Source organism: Aestuariivirga sp. (assembly GCF_047602625.1).
GTDB lineage: Bacteria > Pseudomonadota > Alphaproteobacteria > Rhizobiales > Aestuariivirgaceae > Aestuariivirga.
On the sequence record NZ_JASGGV010000001.1, the window covers coordinates 809,006 to 828,710 of the forward strand.

A 19,705-nucleotide genomic window follows, 5' to 3' on the forward strand; every position below is an offset into this window, starting at 1 on the left:
GACGGATGTCGTTTCTCACCCAGGCCGGAGCTGGAGCGGTTCTTCCCGAAATCGTGCTGGCCCTCTGCGCCATGGCGCTTCTGCTGTTCGGCACCGTCCGTAAGGACGACGCCGGAAACACCGTCACGCTGGGCGCGATTTTAGCGCTGGCGCTTGCCGCCGTGCTGGTCCTCTTCGTCGGCAATGCCACGGCGTTTCACGGGGCTTTCGTGGTGGATGACTTCGCCCGTGTGCTGAAGGTGGTGACGCTGTTCGGCTCCGCCGTGGCGCTGGTGCTTTCGGTGCATTTCCTCAAGCGCGAGAAGGTGGCGGCATTTGAATATCCCGTGCTGGTGCTGCTCGCCTCCACCGGCATGATGATGATGATCTCGGCCAATTCGCTGATCGCCCTTTACATGGGTCTCGAATTGCAGTCGCTGGCGCTTTATGTCGTGGCGGCGATCAATCGCGACAGCGCGCGTTCCTCCGAGGCTGGCCTCAAATATTTCGTCTTGGGCGCCCTCTCGTCCGGCATGCTGCTCTATGGCTCCTCGCTGGTCTATGGCTTCACCGGTTCGGTGAATTTCCCCGATATTGCCGCCGTGATCGCCAAGGAAGGCGCAGGGATCGGCGTAATCTTTGGCCTCGTGTTTGTGCTGGCTGGCCTCGCCTTCAAGATTTCCGCTGTGCCCTTCCACATGTGGACACCCGATGTCTATGAAGGCGCGCCCACGCCGGTAACGGCGTTCTTCGCCTCGGCTCCCAAGCTCGCCGCCATGGCGCTGATGATCCGCGTGACGATGACGCCCTTCGGGCCTGCCACGCATCAATGGCAGCAGATCATCGTGGTGATTGCTCTTGCCTCAATGGTGCTGGGTGCTTTCGCGGCCATCGGGCAGAGCAATATCAAGCGCCTGCTCGCCTATTCTTCGATCGGCCACATGGGCTTCGCACTTGTGGGCCTCGCCGCCGGCACGCAACAGGGCGTTCGCGGCACGGTCATCTATATGATCATCTATGTGCTGATGACGCTCGGCACCTTCGCCTGCGTCATCGCCATGCGGCGTAACGGGCGGCAGGTAGAACAGATTTCCGACCTTGCGGGATTGTCGCGCACCAACAAGGGGCTGGCCTTTGTTCTGTCCATGCTGATGTTTTCGCTGGCCGGCATTCCACCGCTCGCCGGATTCTTCGCCAAATATTTCGCCTTCATGGCGGCGGTGCAGGCGGGGCTTTATGTGCTCGCGGTGCTGGGCGTGATCGCCAGCGTGGTGGGCGCTTACTACTATTTGCGCATCGTCAAGGTCATGTATTTCGACGAGCCTGCAGAAGCCTTCGATCCCATGGATGGAGAGGTGAAGCTGGTAGCCTATGCGGCGGGCGCTTTCGTGCTGCTGTTTGTGGTGTTCGCCAGCCCGCTGCTGGATTTTGCGGATACGGCGGCGCAGGCGTTTCCCCTCCATTGATGCTGGACAGCGGGCACCGCATTCTTCATTTCGAGCGGATCGATTCCACCAATGCGGAAGCGCGGCGTCTCACCCAAGCTGGCGAGGCAGGGCCTCTGTGGATTGTGGCCGATGAGCAGACGGGCGGGCGAGGGCGGCTCGGCCGCTCTTGGGTATCGGAGCCGGGGAACCTCTATGCAACACTCCTGTTTTCGACGTCCGCAGGGCCCGAGGCTGCCGCACAAGTGAGCTTCGTAGCCGCTCTGGCGGTGCATGAGGCCGTGTCAACACTTTTGCCTCACCGGCACACCGCAATCAAATGGCCCAATGACGTTTTGGTCGATGGGGCGAAAATCTGCGGCATCCTTGCGGAAGTAGCAGGAAACGCGCCCGTTGTGCTGGCACTCGGCTGCGGCCTTAACATCGCACATTTCCCCGAAGGCACGCCGTATCCGGTCACATCTCTGGTGACGGAGGGTGCATCTGCTGCAGTCCCTGAGGTTTTTGAAGCCCTCGACGCCAGTTTTTCGCGTCACCTGGCGATCTGGAACGATGGCGCAGGCTTCGGACACATCCGCAAGCTTTGGGAACAGAATGCGATTGGATTGGGCGAAGCGGTGACCATTCACTCCGGTGATCAGCAGATATCAGGCCTTTTTGACGGCCTCGCCCTCGACGGCGCTCTGATCGTTTCGCTTGCCAATGGCACACACAGGACCATCCACGCCGGAGACGTGCGCTTTGCCGCCGTCGAGGCGCTTAGACAGAGACGCGCATGAACGCCAAACGCAAAACCAGCCGTCCCGAAGAACTTGTATTCCTGCCGCTGGGCGGCACGGGCGAGATCGGCATGAACTGCTATTGCTATGGCGTCGGCACAGCGGATGATCGCCAATGGCTGATGGTCGATCTGGGCGTGAAGTTTGGCGATGACGCTGATCCGGGCATTGATGTGGTGCTGCCGGATGTGGGCTTCATCGCCAGCAACCGGAAGAACCTCGCAGGCCTGGTTCTCACCCACGCGCATGAGGATCATCTCGGCGCGGTCGCATGGCTTTGGCCGCAACTGGAATGCCCTGTCTATTGCACGCCCTTTTGCGCGCAGGTGTTGAATCTGAAGTTGAAGGAGGCCGGTCTCGACGGTGACGTGAAGGTCATCACCGTGCCGCAGGGTGGCCGCGTGGATATTGGCCCTTTCGATGTGGAATTCGTTTCCGTCACCCACTCAATACCGGAGCCGACGGCGCTCTGCATCCGCACCAAGCTCGGCACGGTTCTCCATTCCGGTGACTGGAAGATCGATGCCTATCCGGGATTCGGCAAAGGCATGGATGAAAAGCGCCTGCGTGAAATCGGCGAGGAGGGCGTAGACGTTCTGGTATGTGACTCCACAAATGTGCTTCGCGAAGGCCATTCGCCATCCGAGACAGATGTGGCAGCCACGCTGAATGACATTGTGCGCAATGCAAAGGCGCGCGTCGCCATCACCACCTTCGCCTCCCATGTGGGGCGCATCGCAACGGCTGTCGCAGCCGCCCGCGCCAATGGCCGCGAGGTGGTGATCGCCGGCCGCGCCATGCGCAACACCATCGAAGCCGCGCGCGCCTGCGGCTATCTCAAGAATGCAGGGGAGTTTCTTGACGATGAGGAGTTCGGCTACCTCCCCAACGACAAGATCATGCTGCTGTGCACCGGAAGCCAGGGCGAGCCGCGCGCTGCCATAGCCCGCATCGCCGAAGACCAGCACCCCAACATTTCGTTGGATGCGGGTGACCTCGTGATCTTCTCGTCCAAGACGATTCCGGGCAACGAGAAAGACGTAAGCCGGATTCTCAATAATCTCGCCAAGCTCGATGTCGATGTCATCACCTCCGATGACGCACTCGTCCACACCTCGGGCCATCCCCGTCAGGAGGAGTTGAAGAAGCTATATGGCTGGCTGAGACCACGCGCCGTTGTGGCAATGCACGGCGAACCGCGCCATCTCCGCCAGCAGGCGATCTTCGCGCGCGAATGCGGCATCGCCGAAACATTGATCCCGCAGGATGGCCACATCGCAAGGCTTTGCCCCGGACCGGTAGAAAACATAGACGAGGCGCCTGCAGGCAGGCTGCACGTCGACGGGCGGCTGATCGTGCCGGTGGAGGATGGCCCGGCAAAGGCGCGCCGCAAGCTCTCCTTCGTCGGCATCGTGTTCGTTGCCGTGGTGATCAACGCCAAAATGGAACTGGCCGATGATCCGCAGGTGATCGCCGATGGCCTGCCGGAAGGCTTCGAGGACGAGCTTCTGGAAGCCGTGGAGCAGGGCTTTGCCTCGATCCCCAAGCCCCGCCGCAAGGATGACGACAAGGTGGCCGAGTCCATCCGCACTGCCGTCCGCCGCGCGGCGGATCAGGCCTGGGGCAAGAAACCCATCGTGAAAGTGGCCGTCAGCCGGGTGTAATGGATCGTCCGAATTGCCGGCCTGATCGGCTATAGTCGCCCGCGAATCATGAGCAAGCCTGTAAAGCCCCCCGAAACGCCGAAGGAAGCCGAGCGCATCGAACTGAAGGATGCGCTGGAAGAGCGCTATCTCGCCTATGCGCTGTCCACCATCATGCACCGGGCGCTGCCCGATGTGCGCGATGGCTTGAAGCCGGTGCATCGCCGGATTCTGCATGTGATGCGCAATCTCCGGCTGGATCCCGGAACCGGATTCCGCAAGTCGGCCAAGATCGTTGGCGACGTGATGGGCAGTTTTCATCCCCACGGCAATCTGGCGATTTATGATGCGCTGGTGCGTTTGGCGCAGGATTTTGCCTCGCGCTATCCGCTCGTCGACGGGCAAGGCAATTTTGGCAACATCGATGGCGACAACGCGGCGGCCGACCGTTACACCGAAGCGCGCATGACCGAAGTGGCCCGCCTGCTCCTGGACGGGCTGGACGAGGACACGGTCGATTTCCGTCCCAATTACGATGGCCGCGAAACCGAGCCAGTCGTGTTGCCGGGCGCTTTTCCGAACCTGCTCGCGAACGGCTCGTCCGGCATTGCCGTGGGCATGGCCACCTCCATTCCGCCGCACAACGCTGCGGAACTGTGCGACGCGGCGCTGCATCTTATCAAAACGCCAAATGCGACCGACGACAAGCTCGTCTCTTTCGTGCAGGGCCCCGATTTTCCGACCGGCGGCATCATTGTGGATGACCGCGCCTCCATTCTTGAGGCCTACAAGACGGGCCGCGGCGGCTTCCGCGTGCGCGCCCGCTGGGCGCAGGAGGATGTGGGGCGCGGCGGCTGGCAGGTCGTTGTCACCGAAATTCCCTATCAGGTGCAGAAAGGCCGGCTGATCGAAAAGATTGCCGAACTTCTCACCGCCAAGAAACTTCCGCTGCTGGCCGACGTGAGGGACGAAAGCGCGGAAGACGTGCGCATCGTGTTTGAGCCGCGCAGCCGCACCGTTGATCCGCAGTTGATGATGGAGCAGCTTTTCAAGAACACCGAGCTTGAGGCGCGCATTCCCCTCAATATGAATGTGCTGTCGGGCGGCAAGGTACCGAAGGTGATGTCGCTCAAGGAGGTCCTCCGGGAGTGGTTGGATCACCGCAAGCAAGTGCTGGTCCGCCGCACCAATTTCCGCCTTGCCGAAATTGGCCGCCGCCTGGAAATTCTTGCCGGCTATCTCATCGCTTATCTGAACCTCGATGAGGTGATCCGCATCATCCGCGAGGAGGATGAGCCCAAACCCGCTTTGATGGCGCGGTTCAAGCTCACGGACACGCAGGCCGAAGCGATCCTCAACATGCGGCTGCGCGCGCTCCGCAAGCTCGAGGAAATGGAAATCCGTACCGAGCATGCAAGCCTTACCAAGGAGCAGAAGGAGTTGAAAGGCCTGCTCTCCGACGATGATGCCCAGTGGCAGCGCATCGCTGCGGAAGTGAAGGATGTAAAAGAAAAATTCTCCAAAAAGACCGAACTTGGCCGCCGCCGCACCGATTTCGCCGAAGCGCCGGATATCGACATCGATTTCGAAGAGCAGTTGATGGAGAAGGAGCCGATCACTGTCGTCTGCTCCGACAAGGGCTGGATCCGCGCCATGAAGGGCCACATGGAGGATACCTCAAGCCTCACCTACAAGGACGGCGACCAGGGCAAGTTTGCGTTCCCGGCGCAGACGACAGACAAGATCATGCTGTTCTCCTCATCGGGCAAGTTTTTCACGCTGGAGGGCGGCAAGCTGCCGGGAGGGCGCGGGCATGGTGAACCGGTGCGCCTGATGTGCGATCTCAATGCCGCTGACACCATAGTGGCACTCTTTGTTTATCAACCTGGCGCGAAGCGATTGCTGGCGTCGACAGAAGGCGATGGCTTCATCATCAGCGAAGATGAATGTGTGGCCAATACCCGCAAGGGCAAGCAGGTGCTGAACGTCAAGGCACCCGTGGAGGCGCTGGTGTGCGCACCTGTTGACGAGACTGCAAACACCATTGCCACCGTCGGCGACAATCGCAAGCTGCTGCTGTTTCCGCGTGCCGAATTGCCCGAAATGGCGCGCGGCAAGGGCGTCAGACTGCAGAAGTTCAAGGATGGCGGATTGTCCGATGCCTGTGCTTTTGCGCTGAAAGAGGGGCTGTCATGGATCGACAGTTCGGGGCGTACATGGACCGTCACCGATCTCAAGGAGTGGATGGGCGAGCGCGCCCAGGCTGGCCGCCTGCCGCCCAAAGGTTTCCCCAAGACGAACAAGTTTGCCTGACAGGCGAAGACGGGCAGGGCACGTCCCCAGCATAGTCGAGCATTGAGTTGCGCTTGTCGTTAACAGATCGCTTTTTACCTATTTACCTTATTTCTGGCACACTCAACTTTACACAACTTGCTGCACCTTCCAGTCGAACGTGACATTAAACGCCCAATTCCTGGAGCGTTCTATGACTCGTTTTGCAGCAGTAACCGTAGCTTTGGCATGTTTCGCATGCTGCATGGTCGTCCCCGCAAGTGCGGATACGCTCCAGATAACATCGGCGGCGTTGTCGGCCATGCCCTTGCCAGGAGCAGGTTGGTTCTTTGCATCCAGCCTTGGCTGCATTGGGTATCTCGGCCGCACGCGAATCAAATCCTGATCTTGAATTTCCGCGGCAACCACCTCGCGAGTTTGCCAAGACGGGTTGACTAAAAGGTCATGCTCCAATAGTCAGCTATCTATGACTGACCGTTCAGTAACAAAAACATCCCGCCACCGCCGACCAAAAGCGCGACCGGGAGAAATCCTCGCCGCAGCACTCGAACTGTTCTCAGAACGGGGCTTTTCCGCCACCCGAATGGAAGACATATCCGATCGCGCAGGGATCAGCAAAGCCGCAATCTATTTATATTTCAAAGACAAGCTGACCCTTCTTCAGACTCTTGTGCAAGAAACGGTGACCATTAATCTCACCAAGGCCAGGGAAATGGCAGAACACCATGCCGGTCCCGTCTCACCTCTCATTTCCAGCATAGTGGAATTCATGGCGGGACGCGTGGAAACGAGCCCCATGCCAGACATACTAAAACTGGTCATTGCCGAGAGCAGATCGCATCCCGAAATCGGCCGCTATTATTTGGAAAATGTCGTGAACCAGGGGGTCCATTTCCTTGAGGGGTTGGTGCAGAGAGGCATTCAATCCGGTGAATTCCGCAAGGTTGACCCTGCGCTTACCGTGCGAACCCTGTTTGCCCCCATGCTTGTGGCGTCGATCTGGAAAACAGTGTTCCAACCCCTCGGTGCCGAACCCTTGGACATCCAGATTTTCCTTCAGCTCAGCAATGACGTGCTGTTGAGGGGGCTCAAACCCTAGGCCCCATAGCCACCCGCAATGGCGCGACACTTGATTAATTGTCATACAAAAGTTTCACATTTCGCCTTGACGCACTGCAGCATCGGTCTATCTTGCCAAAGAAATAACCATCTATAGGAAACGCTCAATAAATGGGCATCCAGATTGGCCCAATTAAAACCCGGAACCGGGTTTTCCTGGCTCCCATGTCGGGCGTCACGGATGAGCCGTTTCGCGCCGTTTCCCATGCCCACGGCGCAGGGTTGGTCGTGTCTGAAATGGTGGCGGGTGAAGAGCTTGCCAAATCGAGGCCGGATATGGTGCGGAGGGCAACCGGTGCCGACAAGCTTTCCCCCTTTGTGATCCAGCTTGCGGGGCGTGAAGCGCACTGGATGGGCGAGGGCGCGCGCATTGCGCAGGATCTCGGCGCCGACATTATCGATATCAACATGGGTTGCCCGGCCCGGCAGGTGACGGGCGGGCTTTCTGGTTCGGCACTGATGCGCGATCTCGATCACGCAATATCTCTTGTGGAAGCGTCGGTTTCCGTTGCCCGCGTCCCAGTTACACTCAAGATGCGGCTGGGGTGGGATCACAATCAGCTCAATGCGCCGGAACTGGCGCGGCGTGCAGAAGCGGCCGGCGTCGCGATGATCACCGTACACGGCCGCACGCGCTGCCAGTTTTATACCGGCAAGGCCGATTGGAGCGCCATTGCGCGGGTCCGCGAGGCGATCTCCATTCCGCTCATCGCCAATGGCGATGCCGAAAGCGTTGCGGATGCGCGCGCAATGCTGACTGCTTCGGGCGCCGATGGCATCATGATAGGCCGCGCGGCCTATGGCCGCCCGTGGTGGCCGGGCGTTATCGCCAACCAACTTGATCCGGGGAGTGGAATTGCACTGCCATCGCTTCAGGCGGAAGCAGTGATCGTGCAGGCCCATCACCAGTCAATTCTCGCCTATCATGGCCCGCATCATGGCAATCGCATCGCGCGTAAGCATATCGGCTGGGTAATCACCAGGCTGAATGAACGCAGGTTGATCAGCGATGAAGCAATGGCGCAAGCCCGCGCCGGACTGCTCGGAACGCCTGACAACACGCGTGTGGCCGATGGCCTGGCGCAGCTCTATGAAAATCTGTTCCGGCGGGAAGCGGCATGAATATCGCGCTCGAAAGCGGCATCACGGTGCCATTGCCCAAGAATGTGATCGATTCGCTTCCCAATCCGTTGGTCGTGGTGGACGACGAAGACCGCATCTGCCTTGCTAACGGTGCGGCGGAAAATTTCTTCCATGCCAGCAGCGCCATGCTCGTGCGCTTGCGGCTGGGTGACCTCGTGCCGTTTTCCAGTCCAGTTATAAATGCGGTGGCGCAGGCGCGCGATACAGCCGGCGTTGTCAATGAATATGCAGTGGGGGTAGGAACGCCACGCTTCGGCGGCGAACGCATTGTTGATGTGCAGACTGCGTTGATGGCTGATGACTCGCGCTTCGTCCTGGTTATGCTGCTTGAACGCTCCATGGCCCATAAGATCGATCGGCAACTCACGTCTCGGGGCGCGGCGCGGTCTGTATCTGGCATGGCCTCCATGCTGGCGCATGAGATCAAGAATCCGCTGGCGGGGATTCGCGGTGCCGCGCAACTTCTGGAGCCCGGACTGGATGATGAAGACCGGACGCTGACCAGACTCATCTGCGAAGAAACAGACCGCATTCGCGATCTTGTCGATCAGATGGAAGTCTTTTCAGACGAACGGCCGCTCGATCGTGCGCCTGTGAACATCCATGCTGTTCTGGAAAGAGTGAAACAGCTCACTATTGTGAGCCTTCCGGGCGGTGTCACCGTGCGTGAGGACTATGATCCTTCGCTGCCTCCTGTGTTCGGCAACAAGGATCAATTGGTGCAGGTGTTCCTCAATCTCGCCAAGAACGCCGCTGAAGCCATCGAAATGGGCGGTGAGGCAGGCGAGATCATGTTCACGACCGCATTCAGGCCCGGCATCCGGCTCACCGTGCCAGGCACCAATGAAAGAATCACGCTGCCGCTTGAGGTCTGCGTACATGACACTGGGCCGGGGATTCCCGAAGAACTGCGGCCTAATATTTTCGATCCATTTGTCACGACAAAACCAAGCGGCCGCGGTTTGGGATTGGCGCTTGTCGCCAAGCTGGTGCGCGATCACGGCGGCATTGTTGAATGTGTCGGCCGCAGCCGTGGCACGACGTTCCGCGTCCTGCTGCCAATGTTGCGCACGCAAGCCGCACCTTCTCAAGGAGATACATCCGCATGAGCGCCAAGACCGTTCTTATTGCCGACGACGACAGCGCTGTGCGCACCGTGCTCACCCAGGCGCTGAGCCGGGCCGGCTATAGTGTGCGCTCGACAGCGACGGCCACTGCACTCTGGAGATGGGTCAGCGAAGGGCAGGGCGATGCCGTCGTCACCGATGTGGTGCTGCCCGATGAGAACGCCTTCGATGTTCTGCCGCGCATCAAGAAGCTCAGGCCCAATCTGCCGGTGATCGTGATGAGCGCCAAGAACACCATCATGACGGCGATCACAGCGGCCGAGCGCGGTGCCTACGACTATTTGCCGAAACCATTTGACCTCAGCCAGCTTGTGCAGACAGTCGGGCGGGCCCTTGAACAATCGGCGCGCCCGATGCCGGCCAACAACAATGCGTCGGTTGAAAACCTGCCCATCGTTGGCCGCTCCGCCGCCATGCAGGAAATCTACCGTCTCATTGCGAGGCTTACCCAGACGGACTTGACCGTGATGATCGTAGGCGAAAGCGGCACCGGCAAGGAATTGGTTGCGCGCGCGCTACATGATTACGGGCGCCGCCGCAAAGGGCCTTTCGTGGCCGTGAATATGGCTGCGATTCCGCGCGAGCTAATTGAGTCCGAGTTGTTTGGCCATGAGAAGGGAGCCTTTACGGGTGCCACGGCGCGGGTCGCCGGCCGCTTCGAACAGGCAGAAGGCGGCAGCCTGTTCCTTGACGAGATCGGCGACATGCCTCTCGAGGCACAGACACGGCTTCTGCGCGTACTGCAACAGGGCGAATATACCGCCGTTGGGGGCAACGCTCCCATCAAGACCAACGTGCGCATCATCGCGGCCACGCATCGCGATCTCCGCCAGTTGATCACACAAGGCCAGTTCCGCGAAGATCTGTTCTTCCGCCTGAATGTCGTGCCGCTGCGCCTGCCGCCTTTGCGCGAGCGGACGGAAGACATCCCCGATCTGGTGCGGCACTTCCTTGGACGCACCGTGAAGGAGGGATTGCCCCGCAAGGAACTGACCGGCGATGCCATTGAGCGCCTGAAACAATACCGCTGGCCAGGCAACATCCGCGAGCTTGAAAATCTTCTGCGGCGGCTGGTTGCCATTGAACTGGAGGATGTCATCCCGGTAAACGCCGTAGACCGTGAGCTGACATCTACGCCTATTGTTCAACCCGGTGACGCGAACGGCACTGAGAATCTTAATCTGCAGGAATTTGCAGAGGCTTATCTGGCGCGTTACTTCTCCGGTTTCGGTATGCAATTGCCGCCTGCCGGGCTGTATGATCGTATCCTGGCGGAAATCGAGCCGCCGCTTTTACGTGCGGCTCTGGCAGCCACATCAGGAAACCAGCTTCGCGCCGCCGACCTTTTGGGGATCAATCGTAACACTCTGCGCGTTAAGCTGCGCGACAGGAACATAAAGGTCATCAGAGGGTTGTGACCGGTTCCGACTGACTGTCGCAAATCGGCCACATTTGGTGTTGATTTCGTGCAACAGATAATGTTGTACGGACCGAATGGCTGAGCGCCCTGACAACAGGCTTTCCCAACGCCTCAGAAAACTGACAGGCTGGACCGGGCTTTCGCTCGTGATCCTGGGTGTTGTGACGGGCCTTGGCACATTCACAGTTCTGACCGGATTGACGCCAGTCAAGCCGACCCCGGAAATTACCATTCTCCTTCTTGTTGCCAATGGCGCCCTGCTGTTCGTGATGGCTCTCATGGTGCTGGGGCAGGTGGCATTCCTGTTCATCGAGCGCGCGCGGGGCACCGCTGGAGCGGGCCTCCATCTGCGGCTGGTGCTCCTGTTTAGCCTCATGGCGCTTCTTCCAGCCATCGTTCTGGCCGTGTTTGCATCGGTGACGTTGAATAGAGGCCTCGACACATGGTTTTCTGAACGCACGCGCGCCATCGTCGACTCGGCAGTGAATGTCGCGGAAGCCTATCTCCGTGATCACACCGAAGCCACGCGCGGGGATGTTGCCGGTGTGGCGGCGGATCTTTCGCAACAACATGATCTTTTCATCAGTGACCGCTCGGCCTTCGTACGCCGCGCGGCGCGGCATGCCGCGCTTCGCGGCCTTGTTGGACTGTTTATATTCGACCCCAAGGACAAGCGAATTGACGTAAAAGTGACGCTTAATGACAAGGTTGAATTTCTGGCGCCTGATCCGGAGGAATTGGCCCGCGCAGACAAAGGTGAGTTGGTGGTCATGCCTCCGGGGCCTGGGGGAAATATCGTCCGTGCACTGATAAGTTTGCAGAATTTTCCCGGTGAGTATCTTTATATTTACCGGGTCATAAATCCTTCAGTTCTCGATCAGCTCGCGAAAACCCGTGATGCCAAGGCAGAATACGACCGGCTCATGTCGCAACGCGTTGGCGTGCAACTCACTTTCGGGCTCATGTATGCGGTTGTGGGATTTGTGTTCCTGCTTGCTGCTGTCTGGACGGGACTGTGGTTCTCTGACCGCCTCGTGGCGCCCGTTGTGCGCCTGCTCGATGCCGCAAGGCGGGTCTCGCACGGCGATCTGGACAGCAAGGTGAGCGTAGTCGACGGGCCGGCCGATCTTCAAACGCTCTCCCGCACCTTCAATCTGATGACGGGCCACATCAAGGAACAGCGCGACGAACTTGTCTCTGCCAATCAGGCACTCGACATGCGCCGCAGGTTCACGGAAGCAATGCTTGCCGGAGTAAGTGCAGGGGTGATCGGCGTTGATGAATCAGGGATTATTTCCCTGGTTAACCGGTCTGCCCTCGAGTTGCTGCACAAAACCGAGGATGATCTTCTCGGGCACACCATCACGGATGTGCTACCGGATTTTACCCCTCTGTTCGAGCAGGCAATTTCACGCGCCTCACGGTTTGCGGAAGCACAAGTGGACATTGCGCAGGAAGGCCAGCCACGAAGCTATTTCGCGCGTGTCACCACGGAAGCGGCAGATGACGAACGCCACGGCCATGTGCTGACGTTCGACGACGTCACAGATCTTGTTTCGGCGCAGCGCAACTCCGCCTGGGCCGATATTGCGAGGCGCATCGCTCATGAGATCAAAAACCCGCTGACGCCTATTCAGTTGTCTGCAGAGCGGCTCAAACGGAAATACGGGAGCCAGATCGTTCAGGACCGGCAGATTTTCGATCAGTGCACGGACACCATCATCCGGCAGGTCGGTGATATTGGCAGGATGGTGGATGAATTCTCTTCTTTTGCGCGAATGCCGAAGGCCCTTCCAGAACCCCAGCAACTGGCCAACGTGGTGCGCGAAGCTACCGTGCTGCAACGCGTTTCATCCTCCGATGTCGATATCGAACTCGACGTAAAGCCCGGAGAATTCACATTCCCGTTTGATCGCCGCCTGATCACGCAAGCGGTCACCAATTTGGTGAAAAACGCGAGAGAGGCCATAGAAGGCCGCCAGCAGCAGTCACCAGAACCTCGCGGGCATATTCTTGTCGAGGCTGGAATGCAGGGGCACGCGCCATTCATCCGCGTTACTGACAATGGCATCGGCTTGCCCAAGGAAAACCGCCACCGGCTTGCCGAGCCCTACATGACGACGCGCGAGAAGGGCACTGGCCTTGGCCTTGCTATCGTGAAGCGCATCATGGAAGAACACGGCGGAAAACTCGTTCTGGAAGATGCCCCGCCAGATTTTTCAGGTGGCACCGGAGCCCGTATCACGCTCCTGTTCGATGCGCTGGCCGCCGCCGAAACCACTCCCGCTTGATGGATGCAACATATGGCTGCTGACATTCTGATCGTTGATGATGAAGCCGATATCCGCGAATTGATCGCCGGAATTCTCCAGGATGAAGGCTATGAGACGAGGCTGGCTCACAACAGCGATGCTGCATTGGCTGAAATCAGCCAGCGGCGCCCGTCTTTGATCGTTCTGGATATTTGGCTTCAGGGTTCCCGCCTCGACGGCCTCGATCTTCTGGCGGCGATCAAGGAGAAACATCCTGAGGTTCCGGTGATCATTATTTCGGGCCATGGCAATATCGAAACGGCCGTATCAGCCATTAAGCGCGGTGCTTATGAATATATCGAAAAGCCGTTCAAGGCCGACCGCCTGCTCCTTGTCGTCGGGCGCGCGCTCGAAACATCGAGGCTGAGACGCGAAAACGAAGAACTCAAGGGCAGGGCGGGGGCGGATGTCGAACTTTTGGGTTCATCTTCCGCGATGCGCCAGCTTCGGCAACTGCTCAAGAAAATCGCCCCGGCCAATAGCCGCGTTCTCATTTCCGGCCCCATGGGCGCTGGCAAGGAATTGGCCGCGCGGACTTTGCACGCCCTCTCTGCGCGTGCGGCTGGCCCATTCGTCACGTTGAGCGCCGCCACGATGGCGCCGGAACGCATGGAGGAGGAGCTTTTTGGCGTCGAAGACGGGGCAGGCTCCGCGCGCCGGGTGGGCGCTCTGGAAGAAGCCCATGGCGGCACCCTCTATATCGACGAGCTGGCGGACATGCCGATCGAAACGCAGGGGAAGGTGCTGCGCGTTCTCGTCGATCAGACCTTCCAGCGCGTAGGCGGTGCGAAAAAAGTAAAGGTGGATGTCCGGATTGTTTCCTCCACCAGCCGTGATTTGCAGCAGCTGATTTCAGCCGGGCGCTTTCGGGAAGATCTCTATCACCGCCTGGGTGTGGTCCCCGTTCAGGTGCCCGGTTTGGGCGAACGGCGGGAGGATATTCCCGAACTCACCTCGCATTTCGCGCGCAGTTATTCCGTGTCGGCAGGTCAGCCGCTCAGGCGTTTCGCGGAAGATGTGATCGCCATGCTGCAAACACGCGAATGGCCCGGAAACGTCCGTGAACTGAAAAACAATGTTGAGCGCTTCATGATCCTTGCATCCGGCGATCCAGCGAGCGAAATCACTGGCGCGAACCTTCCGCAAGAAACAGCGGCGCCAAGCTCCGGCACCGGCTCTTTCGGCATGGAGAACATTCTGGTGCTACCGCTTCGCGAGGCCCGGGAAGTGTTCGAGCGTGATTATATCACCGCGCAACTCGGCCGCTTTGGCGGCAATATCTCGCGCACGTCGCAATTTATCGGCATGGAGCGGTCAGCGCTTCACCGCAAGATCAAGCTCCTTGGCCTCGCAACGCGCGGGGACGAAGAGACGGAGTAGCAAAATTTGGCATCCCGCCCACTTGTGGTATCGTGATGCTTCCACTGGCCCCAAAACGGAAGAGAAGACGAAATGGCCCAAGAAAAACAGCAAAATCTGCAGGACACGTTCCTCAATCATGTGCGCAAGCAGAAAGTCCCCGTCACGGTTTTTTTGGTGAACGGCGTGAAACTGCAGGGCGTCATCACCTGGTTCGATAATTTCTGCGTGCTGCTGCGCCGGGATGGCATGTCGCAGCTCGTTTACAAACACGCTATTTCCACCATCATGCCGGGTGGCTCCATCAGCCTGTTTGACGAAGAGAGCAACGGCTAGTGTCCTCAGCCAAGCGCCCGAAGCAGGGCGGGGGCGTCGATTTCCAGATCGAAGGCCCAGTCTTTACGCGTGCCTTGGTTCTTCATGTCGAGCGGAAGACGCGTGGCGATGTGAAGGCACAGGATCGCGATGCCGAGTCTCGCTTGGCCGAAGCGGTGGGCCTCGCGCAGGCGATCAATCTCGATATTGCCGCCGCCATCATCGCACCGCTGAATGAGCCGCGCCCGGCGACACTCCTCGGCGCCGGTAAAGTCGAGGAAATCGCCGCTGCCGTAAAAGACGCGGACGCGGAGGTGGTTGTGGTCAACGCGGCGCTCACGCCCATCCAGCAGCGTAATCTTGAGAAGGCATGGGACGCCAAGGTGCTGGACCGCACCGGCCTCATTCTCGAAATTTTCGGCCGGAGAGCTTCCACGAGGGAAGGTACGCTTCAGGTGGAACTCGCGCATCTGCAGTACCAGAGAAGCCGCCTCGTCCGTTCATGGACCCATCTCGAGCGGCAGCGCGGCGGTTTCGGCTTTCTCGGCGGCCCAGGTGAAAGCCAGTTGGAAGCCGACCGGCGACTCATTGAGGAGCGGATTGCGCGCATTGAGAAACAGCTCGCATCGGTAGCCAAGACTCGCGCGCTTCACCGCAAGGGCAGGGCGCGCGTGCCCTATCCGGTCGTGGCGTTTGTAGGCTATACCAACGCCGGAAAGTCTACACTCTTTAATCGCCTCAGCGGCGCGGCCGTGCTGGCGAAGGATCTCTTGTTCGCGACGCTCGATCCCACCATGCGCGTCATCACCCTCCCGCATGGCCGCAAGGTGATCCTGTCCGATACGGTGGGCTTCATTTCCGACCTTCCGACGTCGCTGATCGCGGCGTTCCGCGCCACGCTTGAGGAGGTGCTGGAAGCCGACGTCATTCTCCACGTGCGCGATATTTCTCATGCGGAAACGGAAGCACAGGCTGAGGACGTCAACCGTGTGCTCGATGAGCTGGGTATCGATGAGGTCCGCCGCAGCAAGGTGATCGAGGTGTGGAACAAGCTGGATCTGCTGGAACCTGAAGCCCGGCAGGCCCGCGAGGCGCAGGCCGCGCGCCGAGATGGAACTGTGCTCATATCAGCCGTCACCGGCGAAGGGACCGGCAGGCTGCTGGCTCTGGTTGAAGACCGCCTGGGCACTGATGGCAAGATCTATGACATTTCGCTGGCGCCCGAAGATGGTCAGGGCCAGGCTTGGCTCCATGAGCGCGGCGAAGTGCTGGAGCGCAAGAGTTTCGCCGATGGCCGGATGCGCTTTGCCGTGCGGCTGACGGCGGACGTCGCCGGCCAGGCGAAGGCACGGTTCGGAAGAGCCATGCGCCTCAGGGCCGAGCGAAAAAAGGCGGCGGAGTAGGGCACCCTACTTCGGTTCCAGCCTTTTCGCCTCGTTCCACAGCCCATCCATTTCCGCGAGATTCGAGTCTTTTGGGCCGCGGCCGTCTTCTGCCAACCGCTGCTCGATATGGGCGAAGCGGCGCTCGAACTTGGCATTTGTGCCACGTACGGCAGCTTCGGGGTCGATTCCCATGTGCCGCGCCACATTCGCCAAGGCGAAGAGCAGGTCTCCGAATTCCTCCGGCTTCCTGTCGTCTGGGGCTACTCTGAATTCCGCCAGTTCCTCGGCAATCTTGTCGTAGACATTTTCGACCGAGGGCCAGTCGAATCCCACCCGCGCCGCCTTGGCTTGCAGCTTCACGGCACGCGTCAGGGCAGGCAGGCCCACCGGCACGGAGGCCAGAATGCCGCCTTGAGGCTTGCCGGCACGCTCCTTCGCCTTGTTGTCTTCCCAGAAGCCCTTGGCCAGCGTGGCATTGCGCGCCGTCTCATCGCCAAACACATGCGGATGGCGGCGGATCATCTTCTTGCAGACGGCTTCGATCACGTCATCCAGCGTGAAACTGCCTTCCTCGGATGCCAACTGTGAATGGTAGACGACCTGCAGCAGAAGGTCGCCCAGTTCCTCGCACAGCTCCGCGCGCGAACCTTTGGTGATGGCATCGGCCACCTCATAGGCTTCCTCGATGGTGTAGGGCGCGATCGTCTCGAAACTCTGTTCAAGGTCCCAAGGGCAGCCGGTCACCGGCGTCCGCAGGGCCTCCATGATGGCGCGGAGGGTTTCAAGCTTCCGGGGATCCGCCAATGTGATGTCAGTCATTCGCATAATATATATTATGGAATATTTTGAGATGGGTGTGTTCGGCGATATTCTTCAGCTTTTTCAGACACTTTGATCTAAGTCTCCATCGCTCACTTCAATGGTGCCTGCTTCGGCCATTGGCGCGGCGTGCAGACTGGAACGCGGTTGCCGTCCTTGTTCCACTGCTGGTCCACGCAGCCAAACCAGTATGGCGTTTCCTTCGCCCATTGCGTGTCGCCGAACTTCGCCTTGAGCAGTTCCTGCGCCGGCTTGGAGAAGCTCTCGTGGCTGCCATCCCAGCGGCAGCCATAGCGCGTGGCGCGCACGGCCAGCGCCAGAGCCTCCGGCGCGCCATCGGCTCCCTTGCTGGCCTTGCCCCAGCGGATGGCCGACTGCGCCAGCGTGCGCGGCGCGCTGCCCATGGCGCCCAATGCCGCCATTTCCTTCCAGTCGATAGTCTTCACCAGCGGATGGCTCTTGAGGATCATCTCGCGCGCGGCATCGACCTTGGCGCGCATGGCTTCGTCATAGACGGGCTTCAGATCACGGTTGCCATAGCTGTCATAGTCGGCGGTGCCCAGAGCCTCGTCGAAGGACGTGCGCAAGCCGCCAAGCTGCCGGTTCATGTTGAACGGGCACCACCAGTTCTTGTCGTTGGGATCATAGGAATCGAGCGCGCCGAAGTCGGTGCCTGAATCATCTCCGCCCATCATGATGCCGGGGGCATTCACGAGAATGCCATAGCGCGGGTTGCGCAATATGGTTAACAACCGCTGGCGTTCAGCACTGGCCGAGGGGTAATCGACAGCCGCCTTATTGGCCGCCGCCTTAAGTTCGGGATTGAGCGCATAGAGCTTTGCCGTCTGCGCATCGGATTGGGTGATACCGCGGGCATAGCCGCGTGTCCAAGCCGTGCGCCCTAGCAAGGCCTTCTCGGATTCCGAAAACATCGGGTCATCCGCAAGCGCCCACAGCGACGCTGCGGGCTGGAAGTTGAGCAGCGTGTTGGCCGTCTTGGTGGAGTTCAGAGCCAGCGCCTGTTTCCAATGCGCCTCATCCTCGGCAATCCAGCCCATGAAATTCGAGAACGTGTCCTGGGTCTGCTGCCTTCCATCCTCTGGCAATCCGGCAAAAAAAGCGGGCGTCAGAAGCCTGTCGCGGAACAGGCGTGCATTTGTAAGATTACCCTGCCCCAGCAGCAATTGCGCCAGCCCGCCAAGCGCTCCCTGATAATATGCGGAAGCGGATTTGAACGGCACATTCTCGAGTTCGGCAATCGCCTCGTCGGCGTGGCCGGATTGCGCCGAGACGCGCACCGCATGGGCGAGCAGGAGGCCCGCCGCAGCGGTCTGCGGATCGCTGCCGCAGCTCTGTTCCGCCGCCGCCATGGCGGCATGCGCTTCGTCCCACAACTTGGCGCGGGTCGCGTCGTCGGGCCTTGCGGTCAGCGCATCCAGCATGGCGCGGGCTGGCGCGGGAATGCCGTCAGCGGCAGGCTTGATGGCTTCGGCCTTGCCGATGATCTCGGCCATGCGGTTCAGCCACTTATCACCTGCGAGGCTCCAGGGGCCTGCCTGATAGGCCTGATTGGCCGATTGCCCGGCCATGATCCACAGCGCAATCGGGTGTTGCCGCGAGGCATCGACCAGTGCTTTTGAAATCGTCGGATTTTCCGGCAGCTTGCCATCAAGCCACCAGTCATCATCCTTGCCGCGCACGCCCGCGAAGCCCAGGTCATAGAGCGCGTTGGCATATTCGGTTTGGGCTTGCGGCGTTTTGGTGATGTCGGCCACCGGCTGCTCGATGGTGGCGATGGTGCGGTTGATGAGCGCCGTCCAGCCTTCAGCCGTATCTGCGAGGTTGGCGATATAGCCCAAGAGCTCGCGCGTAATGCTGTGCACGCTAGCGAGGCTGGGATCGGCCAAGATGGCATTGGCTTCCGTCCGCGCCGCATCAAGCTGTTTGCTGTTGGCCAGCAGGTTCGCCACATTGTAGCGCGCCGCAGCGCGGTGTTCTGAATCCGATGCACCGATCGCCTTGAATTCATCAATTGCTTTCGTCTTGTCGCGATAGAAAGCCACTGAAGCCTGTTGGTAGGCGCGGTCATCCGCCTGCATCTTGGCGAGGGCTGGATGAATTTGGATGGGATCGGGAATGGAAAGATCCGTGCTGTTGGGTTCGGAGCAGGCCTGCAGCACCCTGCTCTGCACGGTAAGCCATTGCCGCACATATTTGCTTTCGCGGCCAAGCGAATTCACGCGCTCTTTTAGAACCTGGAGCGGATAGCCGATGCGGCATTCATAGCCCACATCTGTGAGCGCCTTGTCATCGGGCGCGATTTGCTTGACGAGATTGTCCCAGTCCTGCTGTTGCTGCCACGTGTCGCCAAAGCCGCCATAGCCCTGCTCGACTCCGGGGTCGCCAAGGCCTTTCAGAACGCGCCAGCTGCGCGGGCTGAAGGGATCGCGCGCATAAGTGTCGATTGCCACCGAAAGTTTTTCCGGCGCGCAGGAATCGGCGCCGAGAACCGGTGCGGTGAGACACGCAAAAGCCAGCAAAGCGGCGGTGAAACGCTGGAGCATTGAA

At 59.8% G+C, this 19,705-nt stretch carries 15 protein-coding genes; 12 read left to right on the forward strand and 3 right to left on the reverse strand.

Annotated elements, in window-relative coordinates; translation table 11 throughout:
* Positions 1 to 5: 5 nt before the first annotated feature.
* The 4 genes from nuoN to parC are packed head-to-tail and all read left to right on the forward strand — an operon-like array spanning position 6 to position 6,159.
* Positions 6 to 1,445 (forward strand): NADH-quinone oxidoreductase subunit NuoN, encoded by a 1,440-nt coding sequence (gene nuoN / locus QM694_RS04185; RefSeq protein ID WP_415005674.1) that lies wholly within the window; start codon positions 6 to 8, stop codon positions 1,443 to 1,445.
* Positions 1,445 to 2,203, forward strand: coding sequence for a biotin--[acetyl-CoA-carboxylase] ligase (locus QM694_RS04190; RefSeq protein WP_415005675.1), 759 nt, complete (start codon positions 1,445 to 1,447; stop codon positions 2,201 to 2,203). The genes nuoN and QM694_RS04190 overlap by 1 nt, the downstream gene beginning before the upstream one ends.
* Positions 2,200 to 3,867, forward strand: a complete 1,668-nt coding sequence (locus tag QM694_RS04195) for a ribonuclease J (RefSeq protein ID WP_415005676.1) — start codon at positions 2,200 to 2,202, stop codon at positions 3,865 to 3,867. Before QM694_RS04190 ends, QM694_RS04195 begins: the two co-directional genes overlap by 4 nt.
* 48 nt (positions 3,868 to 3,915) lie before the next feature.
* Positions 3,916 to 6,159: a DNA topoisomerase IV subunit A gene (gene parC / locus QM694_RS04200; protein WP_415005677.1), complete on the forward strand. Its 2,244-nt coding sequence runs from the start codon at positions 3,916 to 3,918 to the stop codon at positions 6,157 to 6,159.
* 108 nt (positions 6,160 to 6,267) lie between these two features.
* Here the strand turns inward: parC and QM694_RS04205 are convergent, their stop codons facing one another.
* The gene (locus tag QM694_RS04205; protein ID WP_415005678.1) at positions 6,268 to 6,441 is read right to left on the reverse strand and encodes a hypothetical protein; all 174 of its coding nucleotides are present in this window, start codon (positions 6,439 to 6,441) and stop codon (positions 6,268 to 6,270) included.
* Between the two features lie 163 nt (positions 6,442 to 6,604).
* On the opposite strand from QM694_RS04205, the gene QM694_RS04210 reads away from it, so the two are divergent.
* The 8 genes from QM694_RS04210 to hflX all read left to right on the forward strand — a co-directional run bounded on the left by QM694_RS04210 (position 6,605) and on the right by hflX (position 16,336).
* On the forward strand, positions 6,605 to 7,237 hold the full coding sequence (locus QM694_RS04210) for a TetR family transcriptional regulator (protein WP_415005679.1): 633 nt from the start codon (positions 6,605 to 6,607) through the stop codon (positions 7,235 to 7,237).
* A 131-nt stretch (positions 7,238 to 7,368) separates the two neighbouring features.
* Entirely contained in the window at positions 7,369 to 8,379 is a 1,011-nt protein-coding gene (gene dusB / locus QM694_RS04215; RefSeq protein ID WP_415005680.1) for a tRNA dihydrouridine synthase DusB, read from the forward strand.
* Positions 8,376 to 9,509, forward strand: a complete 1,134-nt coding sequence (locus QM694_RS04220) for a two-component system sensor histidine kinase NtrB (protein WP_415005681.1) — start codon at positions 8,376 to 8,378, stop codon at positions 9,507 to 9,509. The genes dusB and QM694_RS04220 overlap by 4 nt, the downstream gene beginning before the upstream one ends.
* On the forward strand, positions 9,506 to 10,945 hold the full coding sequence (gene ntrC, locus QM694_RS04225) for a nitrogen regulation protein NR(I) (RefSeq protein ID WP_415005682.1): 1,440 nt from the start codon (positions 9,506 to 9,508) through the stop codon (positions 10,943 to 10,945). The genes QM694_RS04220 and ntrC overlap by 4 nt, the downstream gene beginning before the upstream one ends.
* Positions 10,946 to 11,021: 76 nt before the next feature.
* Positions 11,022 to 13,238, forward strand: coding sequence for an ATP-binding protein (locus QM694_RS04230; RefSeq protein ID WP_415005683.1), 2,217 nt, complete (start codon positions 11,022 to 11,024; stop codon positions 13,236 to 13,238).
* Positions 13,239 to 13,250: 12 nt separating this feature from the next.
* Entirely contained in the window at positions 13,251 to 14,639 is a 1,389-nt protein-coding gene (locus QM694_RS04235) for a sigma-54-dependent transcriptional regulator (RefSeq protein WP_415005684.1), read from the forward strand.
* A 72-nt stretch (positions 14,640 to 14,711) separates the two neighbouring features.
* Complete coding sequence (hfq, locus tag QM694_RS04240; protein WP_415005685.1) at positions 14,712 to 14,954, forward strand: RNA chaperone Hfq; 243 nt, start codon at positions 14,712 to 14,714, stop codon at positions 14,952 to 14,954.
* Positions 14,954 to 16,336 (forward strand): GTPase HflX, encoded by a 1,383-nt coding sequence (gene hflX / locus QM694_RS04245; protein WP_415005686.1) that lies wholly within the window; start codon positions 14,954 to 14,956, stop codon positions 16,334 to 16,336. The genes hfq and hflX overlap by 1 nt, the downstream gene beginning before the upstream one ends.
* Positions 16,337 to 16,342: 6 nt before the next feature.
* Here hflX and mazG read toward each other — a convergent pair whose 3' ends face one another.
* Positions 16,343 to 17,122 carry a nucleoside triphosphate pyrophosphohydrolase gene (gene mazG / locus QM694_RS04250; protein WP_415005769.1) on the reverse strand — a complete coding sequence of 260 codons (780 nt, stop codon included), beginning with the start codon at positions 17,120 to 17,122 and terminating at the stop codon, positions 16,343 to 16,345.
* 107 nt (positions 17,123 to 17,229) lie between these two features.
* On the reverse strand, positions 17,230 to 19,701 hold the full coding sequence (locus QM694_RS04255) for a hypothetical protein (protein WP_415005687.1): 2,472 nt from the start codon (positions 19,699 to 19,701) through the stop codon (positions 17,230 to 17,232).
* Positions 19,702 to 19,705 lie beyond the last annotated feature (4 nt).

Excerpts from the sequence above, each read along its gene's own strand:
- ntrC (WP_415005682.1), top strand. The coding sequence starts at position 9,506 with ATGAGCGCCAAGACCGTTCTTATTGCCGACGACGACAGCGCTGTGCGC.
- QM694_RS04190 (WP_415005675.1), top strand. The coding sequence starts at position 1,445 with ATGCTGGACAGCGGGCACCGCATTCTTCATTTCGAGCGGATCGATTCC.
- dusB (WP_415005680.1), top strand. The coding sequence starts at position 7,369 with ATGGGCATCCAGATTGGCCCAATTAAAACCCGGAACCGGGTTTTCCTG.
- QM694_RS04195 (WP_415005676.1), top strand. The coding sequence starts at position 2,200 with ATGAACGCCAAACGCAAAACCAGCCGTCCCGAAGAACTTGTATTCCTG.
- parC (WP_415005677.1), top strand. The coding sequence starts at position 3,916 with ATGAGCAAGCCTGTAAAGCCCCCCGAAACGCCGAAGGAAGCCGAGCGC.
- nuoN (WP_415005674.1), top strand. The coding sequence starts at position 6 with ATGTCGTTTCTCACCCAGGCCGGAGCTGGAGCGGTTCTTCCCGAAATC.
- QM694_RS04230 (WP_415005683.1), top strand. The coding sequence starts at position 11,022 with ATGGCTGAGCGCCCTGACAACAGGCTTTCCCAACGCCTCAGAAAACTG.
- QM694_RS04210 (WP_415005679.1), top strand. The coding sequence starts at position 6,605 with ATGACTGACCGTTCAGTAACAAAAACATCCCGCCACCGCCGACCAAAA.
- hfq (WP_415005685.1), top strand. The coding sequence starts at position 14,712 with ATGGCCCAAGAAAAACAGCAAAATCTGCAGGACACGTTCCTCAATCAT.
- QM694_RS04205 (WP_415005678.1), bottom strand. The coding sequence starts at position 6,441 with ATGGCCGACAACGCCGCCGATGTTATCTGGAGCGTATCCGCACTTGCG.
- QM694_RS04220 (WP_415005681.1), top strand. The coding sequence starts at position 8,376 with ATGAATATCGCGCTCGAAAGCGGCATCACGGTGCCATTGCCCAAGAAT.
- QM694_RS04255 (WP_415005687.1), bottom strand. The coding sequence starts at position 19,701 with ATGCTCCAGCGTTTCACCGCCGCTTTGCTGGCTTTTGCGTGTCTCACC.
- QM694_RS04235 (WP_415005684.1), top strand. The coding sequence starts at position 13,251 with ATGGCTGCTGACATTCTGATCGTTGATGATGAAGCCGATATCCGCGAA.